The sequence below is a fragment of the Synechococcus sp. MIT S9504 genome, assembly GCF_047497135.1.
Taxonomy (GTDB): Bacteria; Cyanobacteriota; Cyanobacteriia; order PCC-6307; family Cyanobiaceae; genus Synechococcus_C.
This window is the reverse complement of the sequence record NZ_CP138942.1, coordinates 3,096,097-3,117,405: the sequence shown is the minus strand read 5'-3', so window position 1 is coordinate 3,117,405 and position 21,309 is coordinate 3,096,097. Positions and strand designations below refer to the sequence as shown.

The 21,309-nt window shown below is 58.9% G+C and carries 23 protein-coding genes; 12 read left to right on the top strand and 11 right to left on the bottom strand.

From position 1 onward, the window contains the following. Positions 1-61: 61 nt before the first annotated feature. Positions 62-277: a hypothetical protein gene (locus tag SIB58_RS16600; protein ID WP_066911778.1), complete on the bottom strand. Its 216-nt coding sequence runs from the start codon at positions 275-277 to the stop codon at positions 62-64. A 447-nt stretch (positions 278-724) separates the two neighbouring features. On the opposite strand from SIB58_RS16600, the gene SIB58_RS16595 reads away from it, so the two are divergent. The 5 genes from SIB58_RS16595 (at position 725) to SIB58_RS16575 (ending at position 5,057) form a co-directional block, all read left to right on the top strand. Next, positions 725-931, top strand: coding sequence for a DUF751 family protein (locus tag SIB58_RS16595; RefSeq protein WP_066911775.1), 207 nt, complete (start codon positions 725-727; stop codon positions 929-931). 1 nt (position 932) lies between these two features. Then, positions 933-1,349 carry a 30S ribosome-binding factor RbfA gene (gene rbfA / locus SIB58_RS16590; protein ID WP_066911772.1) on the top strand — a complete coding sequence of 139 codons (417 nt, stop codon included), beginning with the start codon at positions 933-935 and terminating at the stop codon, positions 1,347-1,349. After that, positions 1,342-2,970: a glycoside hydrolase family 3 N-terminal domain-containing protein gene (locus SIB58_RS16585; protein ID WP_067327418.1), complete on the top strand. Its 1,629-nt coding sequence runs from the start codon at positions 1,342-1,344 to the stop codon at positions 2,968-2,970. The genes rbfA and SIB58_RS16585 overlap by 8 nt, the downstream gene beginning before the upstream one ends. 69 nt (positions 2,971-3,039) lie before the next feature. Next, complete coding sequence (locus tag SIB58_RS16580) at positions 3,040-4,251, top strand: glycosyltransferase (RefSeq protein WP_066911845.1); 1,212 nt, start codon at positions 3,040-3,042, stop codon at positions 4,249-4,251. After that, complete coding sequence (locus SIB58_RS16575) at positions 4,248-5,057, top strand: uroporphyrinogen-III synthase (protein ID WP_066911766.1); 810 nt, start codon at positions 4,248-4,250, stop codon at positions 5,055-5,057. Before SIB58_RS16580 ends, SIB58_RS16575 begins: the two co-directional genes overlap by 4 nt. Here SIB58_RS16575 and SIB58_RS16570 read toward each other — a convergent pair. From SIB58_RS16570 to zds, 3 genes are read right to left on the bottom strand one after another with little or no spacing between them, the layout of a single operon-like run. Further along, positions 5,036-5,620: a hypothetical protein gene (locus SIB58_RS16570; RefSeq protein WP_156486800.1), complete on the bottom strand. Its 585-nt coding sequence runs from the start codon at positions 5,618-5,620 to the stop codon at positions 5,036-5,038. The genes SIB58_RS16575 and SIB58_RS16570 overlap by 22 nt on opposite strands. Next, positions 5,571-6,020 carry an SRPBCC family protein gene (locus SIB58_RS16565; RefSeq protein ID WP_066911761.1) on the bottom strand — a complete coding sequence of 150 codons (450 nt, stop codon included), beginning with the start codon at positions 6,018-6,020 and terminating at the stop codon, positions 5,571-5,573. The genes SIB58_RS16570 and SIB58_RS16565 overlap by 50 nt, the downstream gene beginning before the upstream one ends. A 4-nt stretch (positions 6,021-6,024) precedes the next feature. After that, positions 6,025-7,491, bottom strand: a complete 1,467-nt coding sequence (gene zds, locus SIB58_RS16560) for a 9,9'-di-cis-zeta-carotene desaturase (RefSeq protein ID WP_066911843.1) — start codon at positions 7,489-7,491, stop codon at positions 6,025-6,027. Positions 7,492-7,602: 111 nt separating this feature from the next. On the opposite strand from zds, the gene SIB58_RS16555 reads away from it, so the two are divergent. The 4 genes from SIB58_RS16555 to SIB58_RS16540 all read left to right on the top strand — a co-directional run bounded on the left by SIB58_RS16555 (position 7,603) and on the right by SIB58_RS16540 (position 9,975). Next, entirely contained in the window at positions 7,603-8,013 is a 411-nt protein-coding gene (locus tag SIB58_RS16555) for a HesB/IscA family protein (RefSeq protein WP_066911760.1), read from the top strand. Between the two features lie 63 nt (positions 8,014-8,076). Continuing rightward, entirely contained in the window at positions 8,077-8,496 is a 420-nt protein-coding gene (locus SIB58_RS16550) for a tetratricopeptide repeat protein (protein ID WP_066911757.1), read from the top strand. A gap of 1 nt (position 8,497) precedes the next feature. Then, the gene (locus SIB58_RS16545) at positions 8,498-9,703 is read left to right on the top strand and encodes a lipid-A-disaccharide synthase-related protein (protein WP_066911754.1); all 1,206 of its coding nucleotides are present in this window, start codon (positions 8,498-8,500) and stop codon (positions 9,701-9,703) included. Further along, entirely contained in the window at positions 9,700-9,975 is a 276-nt protein-coding gene (locus SIB58_RS16540) for a hypothetical protein (protein ID WP_074159391.1), read from the top strand. The genes SIB58_RS16545 and SIB58_RS16540 overlap by 4 nt, the downstream gene beginning before the upstream one ends. On the opposite strand, the gene SIB58_RS16535 is transcribed toward SIB58_RS16540, so the two are convergent. Both SIB58_RS16535 and SIB58_RS16530 read right to left on the bottom strand, forming a co-directional pair. Further along, the gene (locus tag SIB58_RS16535) at positions 9,911-10,855 is read right to left on the bottom strand and encodes a TIGR01777 family oxidoreductase (protein WP_066911751.1); all 945 of its coding nucleotides are present in this window, start codon (positions 10,853-10,855) and stop codon (positions 9,911-9,913) included. The two genes, SIB58_RS16540 and SIB58_RS16535, sit on opposite strands and share 65 nt — an antisense overlap. Positions 10,856-10,882: 27 nt before the next feature. Then, on the bottom strand, positions 10,883-12,139 hold the full coding sequence (locus SIB58_RS16530) for a cation:proton antiporter (RefSeq protein ID WP_066911748.1): 1,257 nt from the start codon (positions 12,137-12,139) through the stop codon (positions 10,883-10,885). Positions 12,140-12,197: 58 nt separating this feature from the next. Here SIB58_RS16530 and ndhO point away from each other — a divergent pair, with 58 nt between their 5' ends. Next, complete coding sequence (gene ndhO / locus SIB58_RS16525; RefSeq protein WP_066911745.1) at positions 12,198-12,455, top strand: NAD(P)H-quinone oxidoreductase subunit O; 258 nt, start codon at positions 12,198-12,200, stop codon at positions 12,453-12,455. Here ndhO and SIB58_RS16520 read toward each other — a convergent pair. The 5 genes from SIB58_RS16520 to SIB58_RS16500 all read right to left on the bottom strand — a co-directional run bounded on the left by SIB58_RS16520 (position 12,434) and on the right by SIB58_RS16500 (position 18,512). Continuing rightward, positions 12,434-14,530 (bottom strand): phospholipid carrier-dependent glycosyltransferase, encoded by a 2,097-nt coding sequence (locus SIB58_RS16520; protein ID WP_197461210.1) that lies wholly within the window; start codon positions 14,528-14,530, stop codon positions 12,434-12,436. The genes ndhO and SIB58_RS16520 overlap by 22 nt on opposite strands. Next, positions 14,530-15,258, bottom strand: a complete 729-nt coding sequence (locus SIB58_RS16515; protein ID WP_231857191.1) for a J domain-containing protein — start codon at positions 15,256-15,258, stop codon at positions 14,530-14,532. Before SIB58_RS16515 ends, SIB58_RS16520 begins: the two co-directional genes overlap by 1 nt. After that, the gene (gene cysK / locus SIB58_RS16510; protein ID WP_066911739.1) at positions 15,255-16,223 is read right to left on the bottom strand and encodes a cysteine synthase A; all 969 of its coding nucleotides are present in this window, start codon (positions 16,221-16,223) and stop codon (positions 15,255-15,257) included. Before cysK ends, SIB58_RS16515 begins: the two co-directional genes overlap by 4 nt. 158 nt (positions 16,224-16,381) lie before the next feature. Beyond that, positions 16,382-18,085, bottom strand: coding sequence for an iron uptake porin (locus SIB58_RS16505; RefSeq protein WP_066911736.1), 1,704 nt, complete (start codon positions 18,083-18,085; stop codon positions 16,382-16,384). Positions 18,086-18,368: 283 nt separating this feature from the next. Then, positions 18,369-18,512: a hypothetical protein gene (locus tag SIB58_RS16500; RefSeq protein WP_156486799.1), complete on the bottom strand. Its 144-nt coding sequence runs from the start codon at positions 18,510-18,512 to the stop codon at positions 18,369-18,371. An 86-nt stretch (positions 18,513-18,598) separates the two neighbouring features. Between SIB58_RS16500 and SIB58_RS16495 the strand changes: the two genes are divergently transcribed. Both SIB58_RS16495 and SIB58_RS16490 read left to right on the top strand, forming a co-directional pair. After that, a complete protein-coding gene (locus SIB58_RS16495; protein ID WP_067327415.1) occupies positions 18,599-20,182 on the top strand; it encodes an ArnT family glycosyltransferase in 1,584 nt (527 codons plus the stop codon). Positions 20,183-20,186: 4 nt separating this feature from the next. Next, a complete protein-coding gene (locus tag SIB58_RS16490; protein WP_066911731.1) occupies positions 20,187-21,308 on the top strand; it encodes a glycosyltransferase family 2 protein in 1,122 nt (373 codons plus the stop codon). Position 21,309 lies beyond the last annotated feature (1 nt).

Genomic DNA, 21,309 nt, shown 5'->3' with positions numbered 1-21,309 from the left:
TCCTGAGGATGTCCATCACTCAGATCAGAGCATTGATGAGACGACTGAAGCAGATGTGGTTTCACTCCCAGATCACAGTGCAGCGATATCTCGGATCCAGACGGACCTCAATGGTTGTGCAGGAGGTGTCGGTCACCTTTTTCCCTTGGGGCACCTTGCTCTGAGCCTGATTGATGGTGATCTCTCGATCCATGCCCTCAACCGTGACAGATCCCGCATAGGCAGCGCCGCACAACCCGAGCAGCAGCATCGCCTTGAAAAGGAAGAAACCTTTCATTTCCGAGCTCAACAACATGGAATCCCTCACTAGCAAACACTTCGCATGCCGAAACTGATCAAACAGAAACCCAAGGGGCTCATCCAGCAGAGCTGCCCAGAGCCTGTAAAGCTCAAAAAAAGGAGACTCGCTGCCGACTCCCCCAATCTTGGTGTGATTCAGAGGTCATCAACCTCTTCTTAATTCAATCGACAAAAATCACTAGGCGCTGTAGCGAATGACTCATTTGCTGCTCGGAGTGTTCCGGGGTCCCAGGTCACCTGGGCGAAAAGCCCCTGAGCCGGAAGGTCGTTCTTCGTCTGTATTTGCTCCAGATAGACTGAAATGTGTCAATAAGGCCCTCTTATTGAGAACTTGCTGCTTGCCGTTGAGTGCCCTCTCCTCTGCAGCAAGCCTCAGTCATTCCGGAAACACCCGACTCAACAAGACACCCTGCGATAACTGGCCATGAAAGAATTTTTCATCAACGTGACCCGCTATCCGCGCTACTTGATCGCTTTCAGCCTGGGCGTGATTAATTCCGTGGCAGAGCCACTCGCCCGTCGTCGCAGCAACCCGGTGACCGCGGTGGCCCTGATCGGGGCTTTGATCAGTGGCTTCCTCAGTCTGAGCTTTGTCCTGCGTGCCATGGTGTCTTCAGCACCGCAGAGCTGACATGGCCCCGGGACGTCGGGTTGAACGCGTGGCAGCCCTCATCCGGCGTGAGATCAGTGAACTGCTGATCAATGGGATCCGTGATGAGCGCGTGCATCAGGGCATGGTGAGCATCACGAATGTTGAGGTCAGCGGCGACCTTCAGCACTGCAAGATTTTTGTCAGCGTCCTGGCGGACAACGATGCTCGCAAAGAAGTCATGGACGGTCTGCAGGCAGCCAGTGGCTACCTGAGGGGAGAACTGGGTCGACGTCTGCAGATGAGACGAGCCCCTGAAGTGGTTTTCCAACTCGACCGCGGGCTGGAGAGGGGAACCAACGTTCTGCACCTGCTCGGAAAACTAGAGCGGGAGCGAGAGGTGAAGGGCAGCATCCACTCCGGCAGCGACGACACCGAGACTCCCAACTTCAATGACTGAAGCTGAGCGTCGTAGGGCCGTTGCCCAGCTTCTGGTGATTCGTGCCAGCGGCCATGCCGAAGACCGGCAACGTCAGTACCCCCACTGGGAACATTCCAATGGTGAGCTGCAGAGGCTGCTGCAATCAGGCGTTGGCGGTGTGATCCTGCTGGGTGGCACAGCCACGGAGCTACAGCAACGATGTCGAACACTCAGAAGCTGGAGCGACAGCGGAGAGCTGCTGCTCTGCGCCGATGTGGAGGAAGGCATTGGCCAGCGATTCCCAGGGGCCACCTGGTTGGCGCCACCGATGGCCTTGGGCCGGCTGCATCAAACCAACCCGGAGCACGCTCTGAGGCTGGCCGAGCGCTATGGCCGAACCACCGGGGATCAGGCACAACGATGCGGCCTCAACTGGGTGTTGGCTCCTGTCTGCGATGTCAACAGCAATCCGGACAACCCGGTGATCAATGTGAGGGCCTGGGGCGATCAGCCTGAGTCCGTAGCGGATCTGGTGAGAGCATTTCAACGGGGCCTCAACGCCGCTGGCGTGCTGGGCTGCGCCAAGCATTTCCCTGGCCATGGCGACACTGACCAGGATTCCCACCTGGAGCTGCCTCTGATCAAGCACGGACGCAGCCGGCTCGACCGCGTGGAACTGGTGCCGTTCCGGCGACTGATCGACTCAGGAATCGCCAGTGTGATGACAGCACATCTGCTGATCCCGGCACTGGACGACTCGCAGCCGGCGACCTTGTCGCGAGCAGTGCTGACAGATCTACTGCGAACAGAACTTGGTTTCACTGGCCTCGTCGTTACCGATGCACTGGTGATGGAGGCCATCAGCAACAGGGCAGGGCCTGGAGAAGCCGCGGTTCAGGCCTTCGCAGCTGGAGCGGACCTGATCCTGATGCCCGCCGATGCCGATGCGGCGATTGATGCACTCTGCACAGCACTGGCCGACGGCAGGATCTCTGAATCCCGTCTGCACGATTCGCTGAAGAGACGAACAGAAGCCCTGCAAGGTTGTGAAAAGCCTTCCGCCACCGCCATTGCCACTACGCCCGAAATCGAGCTCGAAACAGCAACGGACCGCCGGCTGTGCATGGAGCTCATCGACAGCTCACTGGAGGTGCAGGGCCCCCAACTTCCAACCCAGCCCGCACAGAATGGAGTGACCTTGATCCGGGTGGATGGGGTGCTCCCCTGCAGATTCCTGTGTGCTGATGCCGCTGCGATCAGCACACCCGAACGTCATGGATACAAGGCTCTGATCTGCCATGACAGGGGCATTGAGCCCTGGAGCACTGACAAAGACCCCACTGGGGGGCTTGACCTTGAACGTCTGGGGCCTGGCCCTGTCTTCCTGCAACTGTTTCTGCGCGGCAATCCATTCCGCGCCGGCCAGCAGCGCCATGAACCCTGGGCTGAAGCCATCGAGCAGTTGCTGCGTGTTCAGCGCCTTTGCGGTTTGGCGGTCTATGGCTGTCCTTACCACTGGGACTCTCTGCGCAAGCTGATCCCGGACAGCATCGCTGCGGGCTACAGCCCTGGGCAGATGCCTGAAGCTCAGCAGCAGCTGTTGAATCGGATGTGGGGGTTCAGCAGCGAAGCGCACCAACGCCAGGACTTCACGGACTAGACCAACAAAGCCTGTCGAAACCGCTCCATTGGAACCGCCTTAACCTCTGCGGCAGTGCTCCTCACCAACATGCTCAGCCTCTCGATGATCGTGCGCGATGAGGAAGCGCAGATCGAGGCCTGCATCCGCTCTGTCAAGGGTTTCGCGGATGAGATGGTTCTTCTCGATACCGGCTCAGTGGATGGCACCATCACCCTCGCCGAAGCCTGCGGCGCTCAGGTGGAACGGATGGACTGGCCCGGAGACTTTGCGCCGGCACGCAATGCAGCCCTTGAACTTGTCAAGGGTGACTGGGTGCTGGTGCTCGATGCCGACGAACAGCTGCGCTCGGAAGCAATCCCGCAGCTCAAAGCCCTGATGGCCCAGCCGGATGTGCTGGTGATCAATTTGCTGCGCCACGAACTGGGAGCAACCATGGCTCCCTACTCCAATGTGAGCCGCCTGTTTCGCCGACATCCGCGCATCCGATGGAGCAAGCCTTATCACTCGATGATCGACGAGAGCGTTGATACGCTGCTCAAGGAAGAGCCCGGCTGGCGGATTGCCAACTGCACCGAACCAGCCCTGCTGCATGAGGGGTATCGACCGGATCTGCTGGCTGGATCCGACAAAGCGGCAAGGCTGCGGCAATCAATGGAGAGCTGGCTGAACGATCAGCCCAATGATCCCTATGCCTGCGCCAAGCTTGGTGCTCTGGAGGTCAGTGACGGCAACCGAGAACGTGGTCTCAGTCTTCTTCGCCGCGGCCTGGAGCAGTTGCCCGCGGGCGATGGCAGCAGTGCTGAACGCTATGAACTGCTGCTCAATCTGGGAATCGCTCTGGCGACCGAAGACAGCGACGCTGCCGTGAAGTGTTACCGAGAGGCACTGGAGCAACCGCTGGAGACTCGTTTAAGCCTTGGTGCACGTCTGAACCTGGCGGCCTTGCTGATGCAGCGCAACGAACTGGAGGAAGCCATTCAGCTCACCACAACCGCTTGTCAACGAGCACCCGAAGTGGCACTGGCCTGGTACAACCTGGGCTTGATGGAGCGCCGTCGTGGCGACCTGCTGGCGGCGATCAAGGCTTACGAGCGATCCCTGAGCGTGAATCCCTCCCACGCGGAAAGCCACCAGAACCTGGCAGTGGCCAGGCTGATGGGAGGGGATATCGATGGAGCACGTGCAGGCTTCCGCCAGGCGATCGCGCTGCTGCGCTCACAGGAGCGGCAGGGAGAAGCCAGCGCCCTGCAGGCCCAGGTGCATGGACTCGTGAAGTTGGACGATGAGGCCAGCGCATGAGCAGCGATCAACCCCTGCCGTTGCGGGGACACACCGTGGTGATCACACGTGCCCGTGAACAGCAGAGCGAAGGCCGCAGGCTGCTGCAGTCACTTGGTGCCAGGGTTCTCGACCTGCCAGCTCTGGAAATCGGCCCCCCTGACAGCTGGGCTCCCCTCGACGATGCCCTCGCCGATCTGGAGAACTTTCACTGGTTGATTGTTTCCAGTGCCAACGGGGTGGAAGCGGTGGAGGAACGACTGCAGCTCAGAGGCAAGGGACTGATGCAACGGCCTGAAAGCCTCAAGATCGCAGCCGTGGGGCGGAAAACCGCTCAGCGGCTGGAAGAACTGGGGGCACCTGCTGATTTCGTGCCCCCCACATTCGTGGCCGACAGCCTGATCGACCACTTCCCTGTCTCTGGATGGGGGTTGAGAATCCTGTTGCCGCGGGTGCAGAGCGGCGGACGCACTCTTCTGGCAGAAGCCTTCGCAGAGGCGGGCTCACGGGTGGTGGAAGTGGCGGCTTACGAATCCCGCTGCCCAACGTCGATTCCGCCAGACACCCTGAAAGCACTGGAGAATGGAGACGTTGATGTGATCAGCTTCAGTAGCGGCAAAACCGTGACCCACACCGTGCAGCTGCTGCAGAGCGCACTCGGGAATTCAGGCACTGAACAGCTGTTCAGTAAGCCTGCTGTGGTTTCAATCGGTCCACAGACCAGCAAACGCTGCAGGGAACTGCTCGGCAGAGTGGATCAGGAAGCCACGCCTCACGACCTGGAAGGACTGGTGGAAGCCTGCGTTCAGGCAATACAGCGGAGCTGAGACTCTCCAGAGATTGAAAGTCTCAGACAGCCCAGTCCCAAATCAATGCTCTGCACAGTCCAGCCCATCGGCAGCGGAGCATCAGGATTATCCGTGCAACGGCCGCGCTGACCGACGCAGACCGTTCCAAAGACTTCGGGGCCTCTGACCAGCGCCCGAAGTTCAGATCCGACAGCCATAACACCCATGACCTCGAAAGCGGGCGTGGCTGCGGCCTCAGGATCCGTCTCAGAGGTGACGGCCGACGAGACGCCGACAATTGGTGCGAAAGGGTCCTCTCGTCCCTCCGCCACCGATGACAAGACCTGTTCACGAGTGGGCAGAGGGATCAGTCCAGTCGCAGCTGTGGAGGGTTGGGGCGGAGACAACTCAGCAACGGGCGCATCAGGCGAGATCGCAGCGGCTGATGACTGGGTGTCCTCTGGCTTTCCACATCCGCCGAGGCCTGCCAAAGCGAACGCCAGAAGCCAAGCTGCACAGGAAACTGGGGCTGGACTGTGAGGAGTAGTCACCTCAGGTCTGAGCTGCGTATCCGCTTTCCACCAGGTCTCGGAATCGGTCAAGGTTCGCCTGAAGTTCCTTTGTCACGATTCCACCGAGGATGCTGGGTTCCATCAAGGGAGCAAGGACACCTGGGAGTTCGTAGGTGACGCTGAGTTTCACAGCCGTGAGCTGGGGCTGTTCGGCGTAGAAGCGCACTCCACCTTTGGTGGGCAAACCTCCAACCGATTCCCAGTGGAGTTGCTGGGCCTCAACCCTCTGGGTAATGCGGGCCTTCCAATGAAAACGGAAACCCTGGGCTGCCAGTGTCCAGTCGGTGAGGTCAGGATCGTCGAGGGTTTTCACGGATTCGATCCAGCGCATCCACTTGGGCATTGCCTCCAGATCACTCCAGACATCCCAGACCCGATCAACGGGAGCCTTGACTTCTGTGGTTACGGAATGTTCGAGCCAGCGTCCCATCGGTTCAGGCAACTGCGGTGTTCACGGCAAGTCGAGCCGGTTGCCCCAGGATGGCGGCAGCGGCGAGGTGTCCGCTCATGGTGGCTCCTTCCATCGAGTCGATGTAATCCTGACGGGTGTAGCTCCCAGCAAGGTAGAAATTGCTGATCGGAGTGCTCTGGTCAGGTCGATAAGGCTCCATACCAGGCGCTTCTCTGTAAAGGGACTGCGCCAGCTTCACCACATTGCTCCAGGTGAGTGTGAGGTTTGCGGCGGATGGGAACAGCGCTCGAACCTGGCGATCGGTGTGCTCAACGATGTCTTTAACAGACTTCCGCATCCAGGGATCGCCAGGTGTCAGCACACACTGCAGCAGGGAACCCTCACCGTGCTTGCGGTAATCCTCCGGGCTGGCCAGGGCAAGATCGGCAAAACAGCTGAAGTCGGCATCGGCCGTGTAAAGCAGGTTGTTGAGACCAGCGGGGTGACTTAAGTCGCGACGACTCTCACCATTGCTCTCACCGAGTTCCGTCACCCAACCGTCGTAGCGAAGCTGAACCGTGGCCACCGGAACCGCCTCGAGATGGTGAATGGCCTCAAATTGTGGAAAACGACGCCATTCGCCTGGGAGCAGGCGCTGGATACCGGGCACATCACAAGCGGCCAGATAGGCATCGGCAACTACATGCTTTTCCCCATCAGGGGTACTCAGCTTCAGGCCAGTCACTTCGGGGTGATCCCCGTCACTGAACTCGACCTGCTTGACCGGATGGCGTAGGTGCAGCTTGCCTCCACGCTCCTGGATGTAATCGAGGATGGGACCGGTCAGCCAACGATGGGGTGAACCCTTAAGCAGGTTGAGTTTGGAGGCTTCGGTTTTGGCCGCGAACATCATGAAGATGGTCAACATGCATCGGGCGGAAATCGTTTCGCAGTCGATGAACCCAAGCGCGTAGGCGATCGGGTTCCACATCCTGCGGATGCTCTCCGGACTGCCGCCATGCCCCACGAACCAGTCCTTGAAGCTGACCGAATCCAGAGCTCGGATCGTGCGCATCGCGCCTTCGTAATCCACCAGGCCTCTGACAATCGGACTTGTTCCGAGAGCAAGAGCGTTGCGCAGTTTGTCAATCCAACCCAGCTGGGGAGTGGTGAAGAACGCTTTGAGACCGTTAAAAGGCGCACCTACAGGGAATCGGAAATCCAGTTCCCGCAGGTCACCACCCTGGTTCACAAACAGATGGGTGTGGTCTTTGGGCAGCAGATTGTCGAAAGCGCCCACCTTGTGCATCAGTGCGAACAGGTTCGCGTAATTGAAGAAGAAGACATGCAATCCCATTTCGATGTGGTTGCCATCCGGATCCACCCAGCTGCCCACCTTTCCGCCCATGAAAGGACGAGCCTCGTAGAGATTCACCTCATGGCCTGCATCCACCAGATCCACAGCAGCGGAGAGGCCAGCCAGCCCAGAACCCACAATCGCGACCCGCACCGTCATGAGTGCAACTGCGAGGACTCTATGAATTGATCAGGCTGAACTGCTTTAGGCAGAACAAGCAAGGGCTTCATAAAGTGAAGAAAGGTCCTCGTGCCACTGCCTCCAATGTCCAGCAGCGAAATCACAGCTGAGACCACAACCTCCAGTGAGTCTCACACCGCCAGAGACGGCAAGGGCATCCTGATTACAGGGCCTGCCATGCAGCAGCTGGCAAGACTTTGCACCGACCAAGGAAGCCAACAGGTTCTGAGAGTGGGCGTGCGCTCGGGAGGCTGCAGCGGCATGAGTTACACGATGGATTTCGTGCCTGCATCAGACATTCAAAAAGATGATGAGCGCTATCAGTACGAAGCACCTGATGGCGCCTGCTTTGAAGTGATCTGTGATCCCAAAAGCCTGCTTTACATCTATGGCATGCAATTGGACTTCAGCACAGCGCTGATTGGCGGCGGCTTCAATTTCACCAACCCCAACGCCACCCAAACCTGCGGCTGCGGAAGCTCCTTCGCCGTTTGATCGATCCGTGAGCATCTGGCTGCTGTGGGAATCTGAAGACATTGCCCGACAGATCAGCACTCCATGGAGTCCAGCCAGGAAAGTCTCTTCCAGCAGGCGATGAACCGTTACCAGCAAGGAGCTCCGGCTCAGGAGTTACTCGCTGATTTTGAGACCATCACCTCAGCTGCCCCTCGACAGTCAGCAGGCTGGACTTGTCTGGCGTGGCTTCAGTTGCTGAGCGATCAGTCCGAACAGGCACTGCGGTCTGCGCGGATGGCGGTGAAGCTCAACAATCAGGATCCTCAGGCCCGGATCAATTTGTGTCTGGCGATGCTGGAAACCAAAGCCAAAGGCGTGAGAGATCAGATTGAAGTGGTTCAGCAGGTGATGGCTCTTGCACCTGAAGTGGGGGCTGAACTGAAGGAATCCATCGAAGACGGTCTCAAACGCCGACCGGACTGGCCGGCGCTGCTCAAGGTGAAGGCCTGGCTGGAGCTCTGAAGTGGGCCGACTGCTGCTGCTCAGCAACGGCCATGGAGAAGATCTTTCCGGTGCTCTGCTGGGACAGGCACTCCAGTCCGAAGGCCATGCAGTGGACGCTCTTCCCCTGGTTGGCAAGGGACAGCCCTATCGGGACGCTGGCATCGCACTGATCGGAGGCACTCAGGAATTCAGCACGGGTGGCCTTGGTTACACCAGCTTGCGTGGTCGTCTGACCGAGCTGTTGCAGGGACAGGTGGTCTATCTGCTGCGCCGCCTGCTGAGGTTGCTGCGCATCGCCCACCGTTACGACCAGGTGGTGGTGATTGGAGATGTGATTCCGGTGATGGCTGCCTGGCTCTGCAGACGGCCTGTGGCCACCTACCTGGTGGCGTACTCGAGTCACTATGAGGGAAGGTTGCGCCTGCCCTGGCCATGCGCTGAGTGCTTGCGCAGCACTCGCTTTCAGGCCGTATTCAGCCGGGACCAGCTCAGTGCGGACGATCTGAGTGAACAGTTGCGCAAGCCAGTCACGTTTCTGGGCAATCCGTTCATGGATCCGATCCTGAGAGACGATCGACGCCTACCTGAAGCACGCCGCCGACTGGGATTGCTGCCGGGGAGCAGACGGCCTGAGCTGGAGCAGAACCTGGTCCTTTTGCTGGGAGTGGTTGAACATCTGCCGGCAGCATTGCTGAGCAGTGGTGAGCTGCAGCTTGAGCTGGCACTGGTGTCCTCCCTGTCCGACACTTCACTGTCAGAGCTGGTTGCACCGATCGGCTGGAGCCTCAAAACCGCCGACAGCGGGACAACAACTCTGCTGCGAAGAGATGCTCATCAAGTGCGGATCCGCCGGGGAGGGTTTGGAGCAGTTCTGCACAGCTCCGATCTTCTGCTGTGTATGGCGGGAACAGCAGCCGAACAAGCCGTGGGTCTGGCCAGACCGGTCCTGCAGCTGGTGGGTGAAGGGCCTCAGTTCACAGCAGGATTCGCGGAGGCTCAGCGCCGTTTGCTGGGGCCTACGGTGTTCTGCGTGGATGGCGAGGCGGGCACAGCAACGACCCTCCAACGCACTGCGGCGTTAGCCCTCGAACTTCTGGAGCGCAGCCACCGTGATCAGCAGCTGCAGCGCCTCTGCCAGGACATCGCGCTGAACCGCCTCGGCGAGGCCGGCGGCGGGGCCAGGATGGCGGCATCGATCTCGCAACTGCTGCGGGCGTCCGAATGAGCAAACCGAACAATGAACCCATCTGGAAGCGCTGGCTGGACCGCGTCCTTGTTCTGAATGTCTTCCTGGTCATCGCCGGCGCCGGTTGGTTCGCCATCGCGGTTATCGGCAGCAGTCAGGGTTTGGAAGCGCCGATGCGAGTGTTCATGCGCCTGTGGGAACCTCTGTTCACACCCGCCATCGGCCTGCTCATGGGCGCAGCCCTGCTCAGCGGTTGCTTGAGCTGGTGGCAACGTCGAGTGCAACGGGCAGGGTCGGACAGCGGAAGTTGAATCCCAGTTGTTCGAGTCGACTCGAACTCACGAACTGACCCTCCAGAACAACCTTGGAGCCATCACCCAGCAGCAGCTGCAGCATGGGACCTGGCACCGGCAGAAGACTCGGTCTGCCCAGACAACGGCCAAGACTTCCAGCGAAGACAGCCATGGTCACAGGGTCGGGCGCCACGGCGTTGATCACTCCAGACCAGGAGTTTTGTTCCAGAGAACTCTGAATGATCCGGCATAAATCACCACGTTCTATCCAGCTCATCCATTGCTGACCAGAGCCGATCGGGCCACCGAAGCCTGCGCGGAAAACGGGCAGCATTTTGGCAAGAGCCCCACCATCTGCTGACAAAACGATGCCGATTCGCAGCACCACAAGCCGAGTTGCTGCTGGCTTTTCGGCAGCAGCCTGCTCCCACTTCTGACAAAGACGCGCAAGAAAATCCTGACCGGTCGGGCTGCTCTCCTCAAAGCGGCCATCAAGACTGGTGCCGAAATAGCCAACAGCAGAGGCATTCACCAGCACCGATGGAGGCTTGGCCAGCGTGGCCAGGGCACTCACCAGATGACGCGTTGTGCCGAGACGACTGGATTCCAACGTCTCTAGATGCTGGGCAGTCCAGCGCTGCTCTGCGATCGGTTCACCGGCGAGATTCACAACACCGTCACTGGCGGTGAGCGCATCATGCAGAGGTGTGGACACTGCCCAGCTGGACGCCGCAGCTGGATCCACCTGAATCCATTGAAGATCTCCTGCAACGTCAGCCGGGAAGGCAGCCGGCGAGGCACGCCGACTGACGATGGTGAGTTGATGACCGGCGGCATGCAGAACGGGAATCAGACCACGGCCGACCAAGCCCGTGCATCCGATCAGCAGAAGGCGCATGGCAATGGCGACGTCAAGTTGTCGAGGTTAGGAAGCGATGGAGGGATCGGTGTCCTCGAGGGGCAAGGTGAGATTCATCTTGCGCGCCATGGGCACCAAGGCAAAGCCCTGAATGAAGAGGCCATACAGAACCACCGCCAGAGCGAGCGGAGGCATGGTCACACCCCAGCTCACACCCGTCGTCGACCAGGCCTGGATAGCCATCGCAATGGGCACGGCACCGCGCAGGCCCGCCCAGCACACGAAGATCCTTTCGCCGGAACTGAACGGCGTACGCCAGAGCAGAATCTGCACCATCAACAGACGCACCAGCTGCATCACCAGAAACAGCACAAACGCGAGAGCGGCGGACTTAACGACATCCTGCGGATTCACTACAAGCCCCATGCAGAGAAACAGCAGGAGCTCGGCCATTTTTGCGTAGCTGGAATGCGCTTCCTCCAAGCAGTTCTGGTCTAGATCGGCACTGTTGCCAAGAACCAGACCTGCCACATAGGCCGCAAGCAAAGAGCTGCCGCCCAGCAGTGAAGTACCACCACTCAGCACCATCAGCAAGGCAAGGCTGACCACGGGCAGCATTTGGGTCTGGTTCAGCCCCATGCGTGTTCCCAGCAGCTGCACCGTGAGACTGCCGCCGAGGAAGCCAATCAGAATCCCAAGCAGGAACTGACGGACCAAATCGGTTACCAGCACTCCAGCTCCGACACCCTCACCACCGGCCAGTGCCAGAGCCAGTCCGGCGAGAACGACAGCAATGGGATCGTTGAAACCCGACTCGCACTCGATCAGATCCGTCAACGGCTTCGGCAGACGGCCCTGGAGAGGACGCAGCAGAGCCAGAACAGCCGAGGCGTCGGTGCTCGCAACCATGGCGCCAACGAAAAGACTGCGCGGGAGCAGAGCGGAGATCGATTCCGTGCCTTGCGACAGACCGAAGCCGAGGACCACCAGCGTGATCAGAGCGGCCGTGATCATGACGCCGATGGTGGCCAGACGAGCTGCTGAAGGAATCACGCCACGCACTTGCTGCCAGTTCGTGGTGAGACCTCCAAAAAACAGCACCAGCACCAGAGCCGCCTGAGTGATCTGCTTGGCCTGATCAATACTCAGCAGTTGGATCTCATGGCTGCCTGCCACATCCACGTGATTTTCGATCAGCAGACCGAGCAGCAGCACCATGAGGATTCCAGGCACCCTCACCCTTGCCGCCAGGTCATCCAGCAGCACTGCAACCAGCAGCAAACCACCGAATGCGACCAGATAGAGAGAGAGGCCGGTGTCCAAACCAACGATGGAAGTGGTCTTGAAGGGTTCTAGCCTGGCCAGCGAATAACGTCCCGTGATGGCAGAGACAGAGTCGAGCCCTGCAGCAGCTGCCAAACCCCCCGCACCCCTGAAGAAAGGCGCGCTGGTGAGGGTGAATCGGGCGGCCTATGCCGGCAGTGTGGAGGCTGGAGCCAGCGATCCTTGTCCACCGGCCTACATCTTCGAGGGTCCTGGAGAGCTGTTGGTGGTGAAGGGCGACTACGGCCAGGTGCGCTGGCGGCGTCCAGTTCCTGATGTCTGGTTACGCATCGATCAGCTCGAACCCTTCGCCTGAGGATTCAGCGACTCCTCAACTGTGGAGACTGCTGCGGGCAGCGACTGAACAGCCTCAGGAACTCTCCAGATGGCTCCACCAAGAACAGCGGAGAGTGATTCAAGGCTCTCCAGAATTGGGTGTCGCCCATGTCGCCCAAGAGCCGCTGAGGCCACCGAGGAAGCAGACCAAGGATTCCAGCCCGCAAGCAGCACCACACTGCGATAAGCGCTGGGCCAGGGACTGTCAGGTTGGAGATTCTCCAACAGCTCGAAATGGTGAGCGGCCTCAGCCGGCCTGTTGGCCAATACCGCCAGCAGAGCCAGAGTCCAGCGAGCAGACACATCGGATGGATCCTGCTCCAGGCGTTCAACAGCCGCTTGCCGCAGTGGTGCTCGATAGCTGAAATGACCGTCAAGCATGTGTTCAATCGCCACACTGCTGAAAACGGGATCGAGTCCTGCAGGACCTTTGGCCAGTCCTGCAGCGAGCTGGGGAAACCGCTGTTCGAAGCCAACGGGAGACTCTGAATCGATGCGTCGCTTCCAGAGCGAGTAACTGCCTCCCTTTGGACGCGGAAACACCTCCACCTCCTCAAAAACCCCGCTCTCACGCACGGCCTGATCCAAGGAACTTGCAGAACTGCGCACCGACCCCTGGTCACCTTCGGCAAGCAAGACCCAGTTGGCATGGGCCAGCACGGGCTGAATGTGATCCGTGCTGCCGCCGAGCTGGCGACCCACCAACCGCCCCCCGTTGCGACGACCGTAGTAACTGACATTGTGCTGATTGAGATCTGGAGTGCTGGGAACAACGATCAACGTGTTGGGCGCCGCGACGGGATCGGCGCCACCAGCCCTCTCAACGATCGCTTGAAGCGGATGACGATTGCGGGGGCGCAGACGAGCGGACTGGGCAGTCCAAGCCGGTGCGATCGCGACCAGTGCTCCCGCAGTGAGAGCCAATCCAGGCAGCCAGGCTGATCGGGCGGGCCAGCGTTGCCGGATCCACAGCCCCCACTGCCACCAGCCGCGGCTCAGCGATATCAGCAACGGCGGCAACAAAGGGGCGATGTAACGGGCATCCTTGTTGGGGCTGAGATTGGTGACCAACCAGCCCAGAACCAGCGTTCCCACCAACCAGCTCCAGGCATCGCCTCGATCCTGTTGATTGCTCATCGTTGCCATTGGAGGCCTGCAGCGCATCACGACCAGCAACACAAGGCCGGCCAAACCGATCCACAGCAGTGCCGAGCCGATCTGAAGAGGCACCTGACGCAGATACCAGAACCAGCCCGACAAGCTGAAGACCCCTGGATCACCTTCACGGGCCGCAGATTCAATCACAGCTCGATTGGTGCCACCGAGGGTCGTGATCCAGTTGTGCCGAAGCCAGGGAAACACTGAGATCAGAACCAGAATCAGTCCTGCCAGCGCCTGAAGTCGACGGCCTCGACCAATGCGTTGAGCGGCGACCAGTGACCAAGCCAGAGCGGGGAGCAGAACCAGCAGAGCGCTCTGTTTCACCAGCAGTGACAACGCCACCGCAAGGGCAGCGAGCCATGCCTGCCACCATTGGCCGCCGCTACGAGGACTCCACCAGGCACCCAGACGCCAGAGTGCGAGGGTGACCATGGCGGTCAAAGGCAGCTCAAGCACGTAGTCGGTCCTGAGTTCCAGGAGCATCGGTGCCAGGGCCACAGCGGCGGTGGCCAGCAGGGCGAAACCCCTGGCTGAACCTCTCGGGCGCAGGAGTTGAAGTGCCCAGCCGGCACTTGAGAACAGCAGCAGAGCATTCCAGAGGCTCAACGTCCATGCCGCCTGGGCGGGAACATCGCCAGCCGCGGCCATCACCGTGCCGTTCACCAACGACGCCAGAGGGGGGATCTTGGGCGAGAGATCGAGCAGAGCATTCCACCCTTGCCAACCGCCTCCAGCCAGAACACCGAGAGCACGGCCATGGTCAAGCGCGCTGTTGAGGTAATCCGCCTGATCCCAGGACGGCAAGCCAGCGTGATAGCCCCACCACAGACGATCAGCAACGGTGGACAGCAGCCAGACCAGGATCAGGCAGACACGGAACGCCCAGGCACTCATCAACCGATCTCCAACCTGCGCCTTTCCTGCTGAAGACGCTGGCGCCGTTGTCGTGCCTCCCGAAGCATCTCCCGACCGTCATGGAGATAGCTATCGACGTAACCCATCGTGTAACGCTCCAGCTCTGCAACGGCATCCTCCACCTGAGAGAGGCAGTGATACACGCTCAGGCCAAAGCCACGGGCCGATGGCGGAGTCGGCAAGGACTGAAACAGATTCTTGACCTTGTCCAAACGGTTTCGGCTCTGCTCCAGATAGGTGCAAAACGCCTCCATCAGGTCATCGTCATAGGGATCAGCTGAAAGAGCTTTCAATTCCGCAGCGAAAGGATTGATCACCTGCCCGAGCAGACGATCAATCGGGGCGTAGACCTTCTGCAGCCATGTGGACAGTGCCTGGTCTTCGCTAGCTCCCTGGCCTGATGCACGCCGTGCGGCCTGACTGGCTCTGGCATTGCGGGCCCCTCGGGCTCGTGCTTCCTCGCGGACGGACTGCGGGGATCCCTGCTCGCGATCAAAGCAGCGCCTGGTCTCGGGATCACCGAGCTGTTCCCAGGCGGCGTTGAGCGCCAGGATCCGCTCTTCATCGCCCCCTGCGTCGGGATGGTGCTGCTTCACCAGTCGGCGATAGGCGGCTTTGAGTTCGGCTTGGGTGGCGTTGGATGTCACCTCAAGCACCTCATAGGGATCCAGGGGATGATCCGAGCGATTGGGAAATGCAGGGCTCAAAGCTGACCATCCCTGCGCGCCGGCAGAACAGCTGCAGCACTGAACATCGGAGTGGAGAGATAACGCTCGCCGAAGCTGGCAAGAATCACCACGATTCGTCGACCGGCCATCGCTGGACGCTGGCCCAGCCTCAACGCTGCTGCAACAGCCGCTCCGCTGCTCACTCCGCAGAGCAGTCCTTCTTCCCGGGCGAGACGCCGACCCAGATCCATGGCCTCCTCATCGGTCACTGCGATGACCTCATCAATCAATTCCTTCTCCAGAACCGGAGGGACAAAGCCGGCCCCGATGCCTTGAATGCGATGCGGACCGGCCGCTCCGCCCGAAAGCACTGGACTGGCAGCAGGCTCCACTGCAATCACCTGAAGATCCTGCTGTCGGCTGCGCAGCACGCGGGCACAACCGGTGATGGTTCCTCCCGTCCCCACTCCCGCCACCAAGGCATCCAGTCGGCCATCTGTGTCTTGCCAGATTTCCTCTGCGGTGGACGTCGCATGGACGGAGGGATTGGCAGGGTTATCGAATTGTTGAAGCAGATATGCCCCTGGAATCTCTTCCACCAGCTCCCTGGCGAGAGCGATAGCGCCCTGCATTCCTTCATTGCCTGGGGTGAGCTGCAATTCCGCGCCGTAGGCACGCAGCATCGATCTCCGCTCCGTGCTCATGGTGTCAGGCATCGTGAGAATGAGTCGATAACCTCTCGCCGCTGCGACCATCGCCAGAGCGATACCCGTATTGCCGCTGGTGGGTTCCACCAGCACAGTGCTGCCGGGCAGGATTGTGCCGCTTTGCTCCGCCGCCTCCACCATCGCCCCTGCGATGCGGTCTTTCACCGAAGCTGTGGGGTTGAAGCTCTCAAGCTTGGCCACGATTTCGGCCTGGCAGCCGAAGGCCTGCGGAAGACGATTGAGCCGCACCAGGGGCGTACGACCCACCAACGCTGTGATGTCGGGAGCGATCGGCATGCGGGTCGGGTGACTGATGCTGCTTCAACTCCATCCAATCATCACAAACGCAGATCAGGAACTGGAATTCTGCCTGCGTCGACTCACTAAAAACTCAACCCAATAAAAAAAGCCCCCCTTAAAAACGGGAGGCTAAATACACCAAAACCGATTCAGGATCAGAAGCGGAAGGTTGTCTTGACAAGACCACCAAAGTTATTGAAGGTGTCGTCGTCGTCCGTAGCCGCCAAACCACTGGTGTTATATCCAAGAGGACGGCTCAAGTAGAAGATGGCGGGGGTGACAGAGATGTTGTCTGTCACTTGGAACATGTACCACCATTCCCAGGCGTAGTTGCCATCAGCAACAAAGTCGCTTCCGTCGTTAATGCTGGAATTATTGTCCCAGCTGGTCACGAAGGTCGGTTGGCCGACAGCCATACCAGCAGCGTTGCCTTTCAGGAAAACATCAGCCCACTGAAGGCCGACATACCAGGACTGAGATGTTGCACCGTCAATGGAGCCGCTACCCAAATCCGCGGGGCCAAGATTGGCATTTTTGATGTCAACTGAGTTGTAACCCCAGCCTGTGCTGATACTGGGGAACCAGCCTGCATTTTCAGGCGTCCACCAAGCACTCACACCGACAGAATTGGTAGTTCCCAAGCTATTGAACAAGTTGGCAAGAGGAGTTCCATTTCCGGCATATATGCCAGCACCGTTATCACCTGATGCATAGTTGTATGCAGCAGCGATACCCCAGTTATCAGGGGCATAAGCGATCTGAACAGTACCGCTGCTTGACGAGCAGTCAGTACCGATTCCGCCACAGTCCTGGTCGGCATCCCGACGAGCAAAAGCATTGTCCGCGTCAACGACAGTGGGGTTGCCGTTTTTGCCGTTACCGCTCACGTAGTTGACGCTGATGCTGAAGTCGTTGTCAGACCACCAGATACCAGCACCTGCGCCGAGTTGCAGGTTGTAGGTCTGAGGAGCACCCGCGTAGGTGAAGAAGTCGAGAACGGTGTCAGCGGGATATGCACTCGGCCAGACAGCCAGCATGTCGTCCTGACGGACCCGGCCACCGACTGTGGCGGTGAAGCTGGACCCGATGGGGAACTGGTACCAGATTCTGTTGACATTGATCTGGTCGGGGCTGCCTTCTTCGTAGGCAGTCTCCAACGTGGTCAGACCCGAATAAGGGCTGTTACCGTTGAAGGCGGAGTTTTTGAAGTTGCCCGCACGCAGCATGGTGCGCAACAGATCCTTACCAGTGAAGCTGGTGTCCAGGAAGAGGCGGGTGTCGTAGTTAAACGTGGTTGCGCCGGATGCAGCAGCTGCCGCATCGTTGACTGCTCTACCACCGGGCAATGTGGCAGTACCGCCGTAGCTGTTGGCGCCGATCACGAAGGTGGTCTGACCTTTCAGCTTTGTGGTGGTGGAGAACTGGGTTGCTTCCAGTTCGCCAACACGAGCTTCCAGACCGTCAACACGGCCCTTGACGATGGCGAGTTCCTTTTCGAACTCCTTCATCAGGCGCTTGAGCTCGTCGGTCACTTCGGTGACGCGGTCGAGACAGGCATTCAAAAGTGCAGCCGCCTCAAAGCGGGTCATGGCGCGGTTGCCGCGGTAGGTGCCGTTGGGATAACCGGCGACACAGCCGTAGCGCTCAATCAGGTTGCTGAGAGCCTGATAGGCCCAGTCGGTCGGGTAGACGTCAGAGAACTGGGTGATGCTGGTGACCTGCTCGACAGACACCGCGTCCTCGGACACGGAGGCATAGTCGGAGACACCGGCAACATTGACTTCAGTTGCAACGGCAGCTACGGGAGCCAACAGGCCCAGGGCAGCAGGAGCAACCAGCAGTTGCTTGAACAATTTCATGGAGAAGGGTCCTCACACACAGAACCGGCGCATGTATAAAACGCCACATTGAATGTGGCTGATTGTCCTGGCCAAAGAGCCACCTGCTGTGACACCAGAAGCCCTGACATGTATCGATGAGCACCAAAATCAGCAATTTGTGTAAGAACGGCGACCAAACGTGCAGTCCCTGAATGCATCTCGGCAAACGAGCGCGAATAACAGCACCACTTCAAAACGATGCCCCCGACCGGAAACCGATCGGGGGCTCTCGCCGGGTCCACTTTGGCGCGGAACCGATTGATCACTCAAAGGAAGGTGCCGTCAGCCGGCGTTCTCCGCGATCAGCAGACCCTGAATTAAAGAACTGGAACTCATGGACACCTCCTCCTGAAGGATTGTGAATGCCGGCGACGCGTTCGAAATCAGGAGGGGCTCCGGGGAGCAAAACCTGAATTCACGACGCTGCATTCTGTACATCAGGACCATACTCAGATTCGTCGGCCCTGTGGAGTACCCGTGGGCTCCAACCCCATGTCATCCAAGCTTCCCTGGCGGATCCTGTTCACTCTCTGGTTTGTCGCAGCTGTTCTGTCCCTAGTCGGCCTGGGCGATGTGCCACTGAGGGACTTTGATGAAGCCACCGTGGCGAGAGTGGCCTTCGAACTTCACCAGGGTCAAGGCGAAGCGGCATGGCTGCCAACACTCTGGGGAAATCCCTATCTCAATAAAGCGCCAGGCCTGCATCTGATCATCGCAGCGATGATTGGCATCAACCCATCCTCAGGACTTCCTGATGAATGGACGATCCGAATTGCACCGGCTCTTCTCTCCACACTGGTTGTGCCGCTGGGCGGACTGCTGCAGTGGAGGCTTCAGCCTGGAGACCGATCGAGCACTCTTGCCATGAGCGCCATTCTGATGACGCTTCTGCCGGTTGCTCGCCATGGGCGAATGGCCATGCTCGACGGCACTCAACTCACAGTCATGGCGGCGCTTTGGCTGGGACTGATGCATCTGACCTCAACGCATCAGCCACGGCGAGCAGGACTGCTGACCGGCTTAGCAGCAAGCGCGATGCTGCTGCTGAAAGCTCCCCTACTGGTTCCCGCCGCCGCTGCCGGAGCGGTGGCCATTGTCTGGGGAAAAGAATGGCGGCACTGGCAACTGCCCGAGACAGGCTTGGGGATTGCAGCAGGATTGCTGCCAGGCCTTGCATGGCATGGATGGCATGCCCTGGTGCGAGGTCAATCCGCACTCTGGCTCTGGGGGGGTGATGGCGCAGGACGCGTTCTTCTCGACGCAGGCGAGGGCAGTGACCTCGGCTGGCGAGTGCCGTTGATCGAAATGCTCGAAGGAGGTTGGCCTTGGCTCGCCCTCTTCCCGATCGCGGTGCTGTGGGCCTGGCAGCTCAAAACCACACGCTGGGGACGATGGAGCCTGAGCCTTCTGGTTGTCATGAGTGCATCGATCCTGCCTCTGCGCACCCAGCTGCCTTGGTACAGCCACCCTCTCTGGCTGCCGGTGGCCCTGCTCTGCGCACCGCTACTGGCCTGGATCGTGAACCAGAGGGCATCCCCATCCCTTGACACACCTCTACTGCTGCGAGGAGTTCTCACCAGAGTTCCACGGCTCTGGACTCTGATGGGCCTTCTGCTGTTGATCCTCTTGGGAGCCAGCATGACGCCGCTCGCATCTGCGTTCAGCGACTATCGAGGGCCCGCCGCAGCTCTAGGGCTGGGCTGGAGCGTGGGCGGGTCCTTGCTGATGACCAGCAGCATCCGTCAAAGACGACTGGGCGCCTTCAGCCTTGTTTGCGGAAATCTGGGGGCTCTGGCACTGATCTTCAGCTCACCGCTCTGGCACTGGGAACTCAATGAAACATGGCCTGTTCAACCGGTTGCCGATCTAACAACTCGTGGGCATGGACAACCAATCACCATCGTGGGGCATGACGAAAGGCCCAGCCTGAATTGGTACGCGAAGCAGAGAATTCCCCGAAACCGTTCAGACAAGAGACTGCGCTTGAGCGACAAGCAGCAACATCATTGTGAAATCTTGGCCAGACATCAAAAGTGGACTTTGACTGATTGCGATAACATGCTTCCAGAAGATTAAAGACGTGCCCTTCACAACTGGATCAGAAAATATCGAAGTCCAAGGCTTATCGATCATTCTGCCGACATTCAATGAAGCCGGATCAATCGAGACAATGGTTTCCTCACTTCTTGAACTCACCAATCAATACCAAGTCGAAATTTTAGTTATTGATGATGATTCCCAGGATGGGACTGCAAACATTGTACGGAAACTGGCGAGACAGAATTCCCGGATCAAGTTAATCCAGCGCGTGGGGCGTTCAGGCCTGGCAAGCGCGATCAAGGAAGGGCTGATCGCTGCCATTTATCCCTTTGCAATTGCCATGGACAGTGACGGACAACATGAACCCTCCTCCGTCTTATCAGCCATTCAGCATCTTCATAACGGCGCTGAACTCGTGATTGGAAGTCGCTTTCTTGTCAACTCTGAAATCCACGGGCTGAGTGAACGCCGCACCGAGGGTTCCAATCTGGCCAATCGCCTGGCGAGATGGAGTCTGCCCAACAGCTATTGCCAACTCACCGATTACATGAGTGGCTTCATTGCTATGGACCTCAATCGCTGCGTTCAGCTGGTCAGAAAAGTGGATGTCAACGGCTTCAAATTCCTGTACGAACTACTTGCTATTAGCAAAGGAAAGCTAAGAATCAGTGAAATCCCACTGAATTTTCAACCACGACTGCATGGAACTTCAAAGCTGGACTACGCCGTACTTTGGGATTTTGTTGTATCACTGATTCACACTGCCCTGTTCAGACTCCTTCCGCGACGAGCAATCAGTTTTGGCCTCGTGGGAGTCTCTGGAGTGGTCGTACAACTGATCATCACGTCGTTGGTCATGGCTCTTGGATTGAGCTTTCAACAAGCCCTGCCTGTTGCTGTTATTTCAGCCGCAAGCTCAAATTATCTAATCAATAACAGCTTGACATTCAAAGACCAACGCCAGCATGGCCGAAGACTGCTCAAAGGTCTTCTCAAATTCTTACTCGTCGCCTCTCTTCCTTCACTCGCCAATATTGGACTGGCAACCGTTTTCTACAACCTGGTTCAGGCCAATGCGGTGATTGCACAACTATCAGGAATCATTGTGGTTTACATCTGGAATTATGCGGCGTCATCCCGATTTGTCTGGAACACTCCCTGAG